Annotated in this window: 12 protein-coding genes and 1 rRNA gene (1 of these 13 cut by a window edge); 7 read left to right on the forward strand and 6 right to left on the reverse strand. The window is 46.4% G+C overall.

Features of this window, described 5'->3' with window-relative positions:
• Positions 1 to 143 precede the first annotated feature (143 nt).
• From ccmE to ccmA, 5 genes are read right to left on the reverse strand one after another with little or no spacing between them, the layout of a single operon-like run.
• The gene (ccmE, locus tag SHD_RS01950) at positions 144 to 629 is read right to left on the reverse strand and encodes a cytochrome c maturation protein CcmE (RefSeq protein ID WP_023265611.1); all 486 of its coding nucleotides are present in this window, start codon (positions 627 to 629) and stop codon (positions 144 to 146) included.
• Positions 626 to 826: a heme exporter protein CcmD gene (ccmD, locus tag SHD_RS01955; protein WP_023265612.1), complete on the reverse strand. Its 201-nt coding sequence runs from the start codon at positions 824 to 826 to the stop codon at positions 626 to 628. The genes ccmE and ccmD overlap by 4 nt, the downstream gene beginning before the upstream one ends.
• Positions 826 to 1,572, reverse strand: coding sequence for a heme ABC transporter permease (locus SHD_RS01960; protein WP_023265613.1), 747 nt, complete (start codon positions 1,570 to 1,572; stop codon positions 826 to 828). The genes ccmD and SHD_RS01960 overlap by 1 nt, the downstream gene beginning before the upstream one ends.
• Before the next feature lies 1 nt (position 1,573).
• Positions 1,574 to 2,260, reverse strand: coding sequence for a heme exporter protein CcmB (ccmB, locus tag SHD_RS01965; protein ID WP_023265614.1), 687 nt, complete (start codon positions 2,258 to 2,260; stop codon positions 1,574 to 1,576).
• Positions 2,261 to 2,271: 11 nt separating this feature from the next.
• Entirely contained in the window at positions 2,272 to 2,922 is a 651-nt protein-coding gene (gene ccmA, locus SHD_RS01970) for a cytochrome c biogenesis heme-transporting ATPase CcmA (protein ID WP_023265615.1), read from the reverse strand.
• A gap of 325 nt (positions 2,923 to 3,247) precedes the next feature.
• Between ccmA and SHD_RS01975 the strand changes: the two genes are divergently transcribed.
• Entirely contained in the window at positions 3,248 to 3,547 is a 300-nt protein-coding gene (locus SHD_RS01975) for a c-type cytochrome (RefSeq protein WP_011621040.1), read from the forward strand.
• Positions 3,548 to 3,630: 83 nt separating this feature from the next.
• Here the strand turns inward: SHD_RS01975 and ccmI are convergent, their stop codons facing one another.
• On the reverse strand, positions 3,631 to 4,878 hold the full coding sequence (ccmI, locus tag SHD_RS01980) for a c-type cytochrome biogenesis protein CcmI (RefSeq protein ID WP_039977171.1): 1,248 nt from the start codon (positions 4,876 to 4,878) through the stop codon (positions 3,631 to 3,633).
• A 399-nt stretch (positions 4,879 to 5,277) separates the two neighbouring features.
• On the opposite strand from ccmI, the gene SHD_RS01985 reads away from it, so the two are divergent.
• The 6 genes from SHD_RS01985 to SHD_RS02010 form a co-directional block, all read left to right on the forward strand.
• Positions 5,278 to 7,257 carry a heme lyase CcmF/NrfE family subunit gene (locus SHD_RS01985; RefSeq protein WP_011715475.1) on the forward strand — a complete coding sequence of 660 codons (1,980 nt, stop codon included), beginning with the start codon at positions 5,278 to 5,280 and terminating at the stop codon, positions 7,255 to 7,257.
• A gap of 11 nt (positions 7,258 to 7,268) precedes the next feature.
• The gene (locus tag SHD_RS01990) at positions 7,269 to 7,823 is read left to right on the forward strand and encodes a DsbE family thiol:disulfide interchange protein (RefSeq protein ID WP_023265617.1); all 555 of its coding nucleotides are present in this window, start codon (positions 7,269 to 7,271) and stop codon (positions 7,821 to 7,823) included.
• Positions 7,820 to 8,299: a heme lyase NrfEFG subunit NrfF gene (gene nrfF / locus SHD_RS01995; protein ID WP_023265618.1), complete on the forward strand. Its 480-nt coding sequence runs from the start codon at positions 7,820 to 7,822 to the stop codon at positions 8,297 to 8,299. The genes SHD_RS01990 and nrfF overlap by 4 nt, the downstream gene beginning before the upstream one ends.
• Positions 8,296 to 8,877, forward strand: a complete 582-nt coding sequence (locus SHD_RS02000) for a TlpA disulfide reductase family protein (RefSeq protein WP_023265619.1) — start codon at positions 8,296 to 8,298, stop codon at positions 8,875 to 8,877. Before nrfF ends, SHD_RS02000 begins: the two co-directional genes overlap by 4 nt.
• A 196-nt stretch (positions 8,878 to 9,073) precedes the next feature.
• Entirely contained in the window at positions 9,074 to 9,247 is a 174-nt protein-coding gene (locus SHD_RS21995) for a hypothetical protein (protein ID WP_167330616.1), read from the forward strand.
• Between the two features lie 110 nt (positions 9,248 to 9,357).
• Positions 9,358 to 10,000 (forward strand): 16S ribosomal RNA (locus SHD_RS02010) (it continues 900 nt past the right edge of the window).

Consider the following 10,000-nt stretch of genomic DNA (forward strand, 5'->3'; position numbering starts at 1 on the left):
AAGATGCATTTAACATGGGTAGGTATACAGGCAAAGCCTCAAATGATGATAACCACCTACTGAAGTAGGTGGTTTTGGGCTAAAAATAAAAAGGCCTCCGAATGGAGGCCTATAACTATTAATATGCTTTGCCGAACTCTTGATTATTGAGCAGCTGATTTTTGCTGGCTGTAATCTAACTTCTCATGCTTTTGCCCCATGGCTTCGGCAACTTCTGGTGGCATGTAGTTTTCATCATGCTTAGCCAGTACTTCGGTTGCAGCCAATTTACCGTCCTCACCTAATACGCCTTGTGCTACGATACCTTGGCCTTCACGGAACAGATCCGGCAGCAGATCGTCATAGGTAACGAGAATTTCGCCACCTAATGAGTCATGCACGGCAAACTGTACGTGCAGGCTGTTTGGATCGCGCACCATAGAACCAACTGTTACCATGCCGCCTACGCGAATTCGTTGGCCCGCTTCGGGTTTAACGCCAGTATCGGCTTTGCCGTGCACAATTTCAGACGGTGTATAGAATAAGTTTAAGTTGGAGTTCAGCGCATACAACAGAAGCGAAGCAATCGCGGCTACACCACCGATTAATGCTACTGCTAACGTCAGTCTCTTTTTACGTCTTGGGTTCACGATTTGGTACTCCTAGTCTCTTTAAGGCGTTCTTCGCGGTCCATTTTCTTCGCAATTTCAATAAGCACTTTACGCTTTTGGCGCGCGCTTGTGATGATTAGCGTCGACAAACAGAAGAAGGTCACGCCATAGGCAAGCCATACATAAAAGGCATAGCCACCCATGTTGAAAAAATCACTGATAGAATCGAATTGCATTATTTGACCTCCTCAGCTTTAGCAAGTTCACGTACCCAAGGGCGCATGCCATTTCTTGCTAAGATTTCTGCTCTAAATCTCACAATAGTGATAGCCCCTATCATAAGGCCGAAACCTAAAATATTGATTAAAAGTGGGTATAACATTTCACTCGACATAGTCGATTTAGAGGTAATTTTAATGGTTGATGGTTGATGCAGAGAGCTCCACCATTCAACGGAGTATTTGATGATCGGAATGTTGATCACGCCGACGATCGCTAAGATCCCCGCTGCACGTGCTGCCAGCACTTTGTCTTCAAAGGAGGCATAGAGCGAGATCACACCTAAATAAAGGAAGAGTAGTACTAATTCAGACGTTAGACGCGCATCCCATACCCACCAGGTTCCCCACATTGGCTTGCCCCAAGCCGCACCAGTAAAGAGGGCAATAAAGGTAATCACGGCGCCAATAGGTGCAATGGATGCCGCAGCCCAATCTGCCAGTTTAATTTGCCATACTAGGCCAATAAATGCGGCTGTCGCCATGCCCATGTAGGCAGCCATTGACATCGAGGCTGCAGGCACATGGATAAAGATAATTCGGTAGCTATCACCCTGTTGGTAATCTGTTGGGGCAAATAATAATCCCCATACAGTGCCGATGGTAATAAAAAGACAGGCCAAGGTGGCAAACCATGGAAATAATGTTCCTGATAATTTGTAAGCGCGTTCAGGATCCGCGTAAGGGTGTAACCATTTCCACATTTTAGTTAGTACTCACTCGCAGAGATGCACCAATTGCAAAGGGTGCTAAGGTTAACGAACCGATCAACATGGCGCCAATTATAGCGAGCTGACCATCATAGGGTAAATTCATTCCTGCAGCATCAATGGCGCTGGTCGCGAAAATCAGCACAGGAATATAAAGTGGTAAAATAAGCAGACTCAGCAACACGCCGCCTTTACGCAGACCCACAGTTAGGGCCACACCAATTGCGCCCAAGAGAGATAAAACTGGTGTGCCTAGTGTAAGTGTTGCAATCAGTGCACCATAACTGTTGGTGTCTAAATTGAGCAGCACCGCCAGCAGTGGCGCGATAATAATGAGTGGCACGCCAGTCAGTAGCCAGTGGGCTAATACTTTGGCTAACACTAAAACCGATAGTGGCTGTGGGCTGAGTAGCATTTGCTCTAAGCTGCCATCGCTAAAGTCGGCTTTAAATAGGCGCTCGAGTGAAAGCATAGATGCGAGTAATGCCGCAACCCAAATAATCCCTGGGGCAATACGGGCTAGCATTTGTGGTTCAGGGCCTATACCGAGAGGGAATAAGGTGACGACCATGATGAAGAATAACAAGGGATTAAAGATATCGCCGCGGTGACGAATGGCGATTTTTAGATCCCGTTGTAGTAAGGTGAAAAACGCTGTAGTAAAGCTGATGCCTCTTTTCATTATGCCAAACCTTATACGAAGCGATAATCTAGACGAATTTTACGAAGCCTATCATCTTTGATAATGCCCATATCTTGGTGAGTGGTGAGGATCACACAGCCACCATTATCCGCATGTTGAATGAATAACTGTTCAAGCTCTTCGACACCTCTTTTATCGATTGCGGTAAAAGGCTCATCGAGGATCCACACTTTACAATCATTGTGCCAGAGTCTGGCTAATGCTGTACGGCGGTGTTGACCAGCGGATAAATGCCCTGCGAGTGCTTCCTCAAACCCCGTTAAATTCACTTTAGCGAGAATGGCGGAAGTATCGAAATCATCATAGCCACTGATTCTTAAATTGAAGTTAAGGTTTTCTTCAGCGGTTAATTCGGATTTCACCCCGGCAAGATGGCCTAAATACAATAGATCTTCGTTATATTCGTCGCGGCAACGGTTGATATCTTCATTGAGATAAAAAGTTTGTCCAGCGTAAGGACGAGATAAGCCTGCCAAAATACGTAATAAACTGGTTTTGCCGGCGCCATTTGGGCCTTCGATCTGGACGATATCGCCAGCATTAATATCAAAACTTAATTCATCAAATAGGATGCGTTCTTCGCGGATACATGTCAGCTTGCTCGCCGATACCAGTGTGTTTACTGAAGTTATATTTGTCACTGAACCCTCTATCTCAAGCCGGAAGGAAACACAAGTGATTCTAACACAAACGATATTGCGGGGTTTACACTTGCTTAATACTAGATGTCAGCAATTTGATGTGGTTCCAATAACCGCAATATTTCTCGAACTAATCGAACTTTTTTAATACTTGCTAATATATTAACGAATTTGTCACGCTTGTCGCCTTATATCATTTGTGCTGAGATTCTAATCACAAAAAGATGAGATTTATTGAAGTTTGTAGTAATCTTAGTCCGCTATAATGAGTCTGCCTTAAAGGGCAGCGAGAGCTTTGTACGTATTTGCATTAGGAACATTGAACATGAAAAAACTGTTAGCAATGACTGCAGTCGCTGCTTTGACTATGTCAGTCAACGTTTCAGCTCAAGATGCTGAAGCTATTTTCAACAAGGCATGTACCGTATGCCACAGCATGGGTGTTGCTGGTGCTCCAAAGGCTCACAACGCTGCTGAGTGGGAACCACGCTTAGCAAAAGGTATGGACACTCTGTTACACAGTGTAAAAACTGGCTTAAACGCAATGCCACCAGGTGGTATGTGTACTGATTGTACTGACGAAGATTACAAAGCAGCTATCGAGTTTATGTCTAAAGCTCAGTAATTTTTGCAGTGTTAAAAAAACCGGCATCAGCCGGTTTTTTTATGTCTGCGCTAAGCCGAAACTTAGCGCTAGGTGCGGACAACTTATTGCACTTGGGTATCTAACACTAAGCTTGCAGTGTCACCCACATTCACTTTGCTGACCTTGCCTTGAATATCACCTGCTTGAGGTTTGATATTGCCATGCTTAGACAGAACCGCAATCACTTCAACACTCGCAGTTTGGCTCAGTTTCACATCGCCGCCCATACCCGTGCTGTCATCGAGAGTTACTGTTACAGGTAAAGATTTTGCGCTCACCTTAGTTGCCGCTAATGGCACTTTAGGACCTTCAGTTGCGCGGGCGAAGACGAAGATAGTGTCATCTGGGCCAGCTTGTGCGGCCAGTTCGGGTGAAATTGAAATCGCAATGCTCACAGACTTAGTCGCAACTTTTGCCTGCTTGTGGACATCATCGTTTGGCATGCCAGCGGTTTCGCCTTGCATACGCAGATTGGCTGTTTCAATGGCATTCATCAGCGCGGCACGGTCGACATCGGTACGGTCGCTATTGAGAATGGTTTGCCATGAATCAATGGCTTTTTGATAGTTAGCGGTGAAGAAAGCATCCATACCTACGAGCAGTAAGGTCGATGGATCCTGTGGATCTAATGCTAAAGATTCATCGATTAAGGCTTGAATTTGCGGTGTCATTTGCTGACCCGCTTTATAGTACATAGCCGTTGCTTTTGGACCAATTAATTCAGCGTGCTTACCGACTAATTCCATCACTTTATCGAAGGCGGCAACGGCTTTATCGAACTGATTAGCAGAGATATAAGCGTGACCTAGGCTGAACCAAGCTTGGCTGTTTTCAGGTTCGGCTTGTACTTGTGCTTCCATCATCTGTACGCGCTGCGCCATGATTTGCGACGCGTCCATACCTGCATGTGGGTTAGCAGGTTGCGCGTTGTCAATATTTTCGAAGGCGCCTAAGTGTTGATAGAGATAACCTGAAATGGCGAGCAAGCAGACCGACATGACCGATGGCCATAAAATGCTTTTTGGTTTGATCTGGTTGACGAGTGATTCATCGCTCGCTTGTTTGATGTCTTGGAGCAGGCTGATTTCTAGCTCTTTCTTCAGTGCATCAAACTCGGCTTGGTCAAGCAGTTCTTCATTGAGTTCTTTTTCGAGAGTCGCAAGACGTTGATTGAACAGTTCAAGGTTCGTTTGTTTACGAACGCCAGCCTCTTCAGTGCGTAATAACTTTTGCTGTCTGAAATGCGGGATCCAGATCAGCATTAAGCTGACCAACACAACAAGCGCAATAAAAATCCAAAATGTCGTCATTGTTTCTATATTCACTTTAGTTTGCATAAAAGCGGTTGTGACCGCCGGCTTGGAAGCAAGATTATACGTAAAGATTATTCATTGAACAGTAATATAAGACCTTCACTGCAGTGAAAACTGATAGTTGGGCACTGGTTCACAAATTGATCCATAGAGTGAATTTTGTATGAAACTTAAGGCTCATTTATCTGTCACATGCAAAACTGTAGGCCTGTGATGGCTCCATTTCGACAAAAATCGAGAATGAGACAAGTCACCCAGTTTTGTATGAAAGAGGCAGACAGGAACAATAGCAAATACTAAAATGAACAAAATTTCGTGCATTTGTGTGAACAGCATGTTGTGCGTTGGTCTAGAGTCTTTCTAAATCAACATATTATTAGAGACTGAGGAAAACCCATGATCCCAGAACTTGGACACTTTTCGCTGATTATAGGAGTGGCATTCGCCTTCTTATTAGTCAGCGTTCCCCTTATAGGTGTTGCCCGTAAAGACCAATATCTAGTGAGGTATGCTTGGCCGTTAACCTACGGAATGTTCTTTTTTATCGCTTTATCCGTAGTATCTCTTGGTTACAGCTTCGCCGTTGATGACTTCTCCGTTGCCTATGTGGCACATCACTCGAACTCCCAGTTACCTATCTTCTTTAAGATTGCGGCCGTATGGGGCGGTCATGAAGGGTCACTGCTGTTCTGGGTGTTTGCGCTATCGACCTGGGCGGCTTCGGTTGCCTTATTCAGTAAAGGCTTAGAAGAAGTGTTCACCGCTAGGGTTTTAGCGGTACTGGCGCTGATCGTGATTGGCTTCAGCTTATTTATGCTACTCACCTCTAGCCCATTTGAACGCCTATTCCCAATGCCAGCCGAAGGTCGTGACTTAAACCCAATGCTGCAGGACGTGGGCTTAATCTTCCATCCACCTATGTTGTACTTAGGTTATGTGGGCTTCTCGGTAAGCTTCGCGTTTGCGATTGCCGCTCTCATGAGTGGTCACCTTGACTCTGCTTGGGCACGTTGGTCACGTCCTTGGACCTTAGCCGCTTGGATTTTCCTCACAGGCGGTATTGCATTAGGTTCTTGGTGGGCATACTACGAATTAGGCTGGGGTGGCTGGTGGTTCTGGGATCCCGTAGAAAACGCTTCCTTTATGCCTTGGTTAGTCGGTACAGCATTAGTGCATTCACTGATCGTGACCGAAAAACGTGGTGCGTTCCGTAACTGGACCGTATTACTGTCTATCTTCGCGTTCTCTTTAAGCTTACTCGGCACCTTTATCGTGCGTTCTGGTGTATTGACTTCAGTACACTCGTTTGCAGCCGATCCAAGCCGCGGTATGTTCATTCTGTTACTACTGGGTCTAGCGATTGGTGGTTCACTCACGCTGTTCGCCTTCCGCGCCAGTGAAATGAGCAGCCCTGCACGTTTCGAGCTGAAATCAAAAGAAACCATGCTGTTAGTCTGTAACGTGTTACTCACGGTTGCAGCGGGTACTGTGTTGTTAGGAACTCTATATCCACTGCTGATCGATGCCTTAGGCATGGGTAAGATTTCTGTTGGACCTCCATACTTCAACGCTGTGTTTGTGCCTATCGTCCTCGTACTGTTTGGCTTTATGGGTGTCGGTCCAATAATCCGTTGGAAGAAATCCAAAGCCGGTGAGCTCAAGCGTCAATTACTGGTGCCAGCATTAGTCTCAGCAGCGATTGGTATCGTGACACCGTTTATTGTGGATGGTGCGTTCAACGCTTGGGTTGCCTGTGGTATCGCCGCTGCGTCTTGGATTGTGTTAGCGACGGCAAGAGCCGCGTATAACATTGTTAAGCCAAAAGAAGGCGAAGTGAGCGTGGCACGTATGGGCCGCAGCGAACTAGGGATGATCTTAGCCCACTTAGGTATTGCCGTGTCGGTGATTGGTGCCACTATGGTATCGAACTACTCGGTTGAGAAGAGTGTGCGTATGGGCCCAGGCGTGAGTCAGGAGCTTGCGGGTTATACCTTTAAGTATCTCGAGACTAAGAACGTCGTCGGTCCTAACTACACCGCGCAACAAGGTCAAATTGAGATCTACAAAGGCGATAAACTGCTGACCTTACTCAAGCCTGATCGTCGCCAATACAATGTGCGTACTATGGACATGACCGAAGCGGGTATCGATTGGGGTCTGTTCCGTGACTTATATGTCACCATGGGCGACCCAATCAGCAGCACTGAGTTTGCTGTGCGTTTGAACTACAAGCCATTTGTTCGTTGGTTATGGTTTGGAGCAATATTCATGATGGTCGGTGGTTTCTTTGCCGCATCGGATAAACGCTATCGCTCAAAAGTGGCGGCTACGGTTAAGCCACAAGCTGAAAAAGCGAAATTAGCTACCGCGCAATAGTTGGGGAATATATGAAGAAGTTGGTTCTGTTTATCCCATTAGTCATCTTTCTTGGCATGGGGGTATTTTTATACAAAGGATTGTTTTTAAATCCACAGAAACTGGATTCAGCTCTGGAAGGAAAGCCGATCCCGGCTTTCCAACTGGAACGTCTCGAAACACCAAGCGAGATGATTACCAATGAGCAACTCAAAGGTAAAGTTTCATTACTCAATGTATGGGCCACTTGGTGTCCATCCTGTAAGTACGAGCATCCTTATCTAGTGATGCTGAAACGGCAGAATATTCTGCCTATCTACGGGATTAACTATCGCGATGAGCGTATTCCCGCACTGGAAGAATTAAAGCGTCAGGGTGACCCTTATAATATCAATATCTTTGATAAGGATGGTCGTTTAGGCTTAGACCTAGGGGTTTATGGTGCACCAGAAAGCTTTATTGTCGATCATAAAGGCATTATTCGTTACCGTTACGCGGGTCCAATCGACCAGCGCGTATGGAGCGAAACTCTGTACCCCATGATCCAGCAACTACAAGCTGAAGCGGCGAAGGATGGTGCAGCGTGAAAACTCTGACAAAAATCATCGGTGGTTTAGTGTTGTTGCTGAGTATGGCAACAACGGCCATGGCGACACCCGTCGACACCTACGAGTTTAAATCGCCAGAAAACCAAAAACGTGGTTTATCGCTGGCCCATGAACTGCGTTGCCCGCAATGTCAAAACCAAAACCTGATCGACTCTAACTCTCCCGTTGCCCGAGATCTGCGTCTCGAAGTCTACAAGATGGTTGATGAAGGCAAGGGCGATGATGAGATCATCGAGTTTATGACGAGCCGCTATGGTGAGTTCGTTCTCTACAAACCTAAAATGGAAACCAAGACCTATATTCTTTGGTTAGGCCCAGTGGGTTTGCTGCTGCTCGGTCTTATCATTGGTTTCATCTTTATCCGCAAACAACGCATCGGTGGCGCGACCGAGCCTGAGATCAGTGCCGAAGATCAAAAAGCGCTCGATGCTTTATTAAAGCGTGATAATAAATGAAGTCATTTGCCTTAGCTGCAATCCTTGCGAGTCTGTCTGTTGCCTTTGCTGGTGGTGTCCAAGCGTACCCCGGCATGCAGCAGGCAAATAAGCCGATAGAGTCGACAGTCGATCTGATTAACGTTCTACCCAAGACTTATCCCATCGAGCCCGTTGCCTTTAGTGATGTCGATGGCAAGGCGCTCGATTTCAGCCAATACAAAGGCAAAGTCGTGATGGTAAACATGTGGGCGACTTGGTGTCCTCCCTGTGTCAGAGAGTTACCTGCGATTGAACGCTTGGCGACAAAGTTTAAAGCGGAAGAGTTTGCACTATTACCTATCTCTATCGATGCGGATGGCAAACAGCAGGTTCAGCCATTTTTAACCTCATTAGGAATGGCGAACTTTAATTCCTACTACGATCCAGAACAAAACCTCGGGCAGGTGTTTCCATTAGATACTATCCCCGCGACCTTTATTCTCGATCAAAACGGCCAATTGATCGCGTTTGTGCGATCATTTGTCGATTGGGATGATGCAAAAGCCGTATCGTTGATCCAAGGTTTTATCGATAAAGGCGCGAAAAAGCTGAATTAAGCAGCAGATTGCGCGTAAATAGAACGCCATTGTAGAAAAGATCGCCATGCGATCTTTTTTCTTTTAAAAAGCCCTTGCACAAAAAGTTCTGCTGCCTATAATGCGCATCCACTGACACGGCAGACAGCGAAAGCGAATGCGGTTACAGTGCGAATCGAATGCAAAATGTGCACTTGATTCGAAAGCAGCAAGAAGTTTGCAAAAACGCCTTGACGCCAAATGGGAAATGCGTAGAATACGCAGCCCTGACCCGCTGAGCGGTAACGCGAAAGCTGAAGGTCAAATGCTCTTTAACAATCTAAACAAGAAATCTGTGTGGACACTCACAGGTGTTGAGTTAATCGAAATTACTCTGCCGTTTGGCGAGTAATCAAAGAATTAAATCAATGAATGAGTGTTCATAGCAATATGTACAACGACTTATTAAGTTAAGTCGATTCAGAATTCATTGAGTCGTTTCTTCGGAAACAAAAAAACTTTTAATTGAAGAGTTTGATCATGGCTCAGATTGAACGCTGGCGGCAGGCCTAACACATGCAAGTCGAGCGGCAGCACAAGTGAGTTTACTCATGAGGTGGCGAGCGGCGGACGGGTGAGTAATGCCTAGGGATCTGCCCAGTCGAGGGGGATAACAGTTGGAAACGACTGCTAATACCGCATACGCCCTACGGGGGAAAGGAGGGGACCTTTTGGCCTTCCGCGATTGGATGAACCTAGGTGGGATTAGCTAGTTGGTGAGGTAATGGCTCACCAAGGCGACGATCCCTAGCTGTTCTGAGAGGATGATCAGCCACACTGGGACTGAGACACGGCCCAGACTCCTACGGGAGGCAGCAGTGGGGAATATTGCACAATGGGGGAAACCCTGATGCAGCCATGCCGCGTGTGTGAAGAAGGCCTTCGGGTTGTAAAGCACTTTCAGTAGGGAGGAAAGGTTGTAAGTTAATACCTTGCAGCTGTGACGTTACCTACAGAAGAAGGACCGGCTAACTCCGTGCCAGCAGCCGCGGTAATACGGAGGGTCCAAGCGTTAATCGGAATTACTGGGCGTAAAGCGTGCGCAGGCGGTTTGTTAAGCGAGATGTGAAAGCCCCGGGCTCAACCTGGGAATTGCATTTCGAAC

It is taken from the genome of Shewanella decolorationis S12 (assembly GCF_000485795.1).
Lineage (GTDB): Bacteria > Pseudomonadota > Gammaproteobacteria > Enterobacterales > Shewanellaceae > Shewanella > Shewanella decolorationis.

Bases quoted from the DNA above. Each gene is read 5' to 3' on its own strand.
- ccmD (WP_023265612.1), bottom strand. From the start codon at position 826: ATGCAATTCGATTCTATCAGTGATTTTTTCAACATGGGTGGCTATGCC.
- SHD_RS01960 (WP_023265613.1), bottom strand. From the start codon at position 1,572: ATGTGGAAATGGTTACACCCTTACGCGGATCCTGAACGCGCTTACAAA.
- ccmB (WP_023265614.1), bottom strand. From the start codon at position 2,260: ATGAAAAGAGGCATCAGCTTTACTACAGCGTTTTTCACCTTACTACAA.
- SHD_RS01975 (WP_011621040.1), top strand. From the start codon at position 3,248: ATGAAAAAACTGTTAGCAATGACTGCAGTCGCTGCTTTGACTATGTCA.
- ccmI (WP_039977171.1), bottom strand. From the start codon at position 4,878: ATGACGACATTTTGGATTTTTATTGCGCTTGTTGTGTTGGTCAGCTTA.
- SHD_RS01985 (WP_011715475.1), top strand. From the start codon at position 5,278: ATGATCCCAGAACTTGGACACTTTTCGCTGATTATAGGAGTGGCATTC.
- SHD_RS01990 (WP_023265617.1), top strand. From the start codon at position 7,269: ATGAAGAAGTTGGTTCTGTTTATCCCATTAGTCATCTTTCTTGGCATG.
- SHD_RS02000 (WP_023265619.1), top strand. From the start codon at position 8,296: ATGAAGTCATTTGCCTTAGCTGCAATCCTTGCGAGTCTGTCTGTTGCC.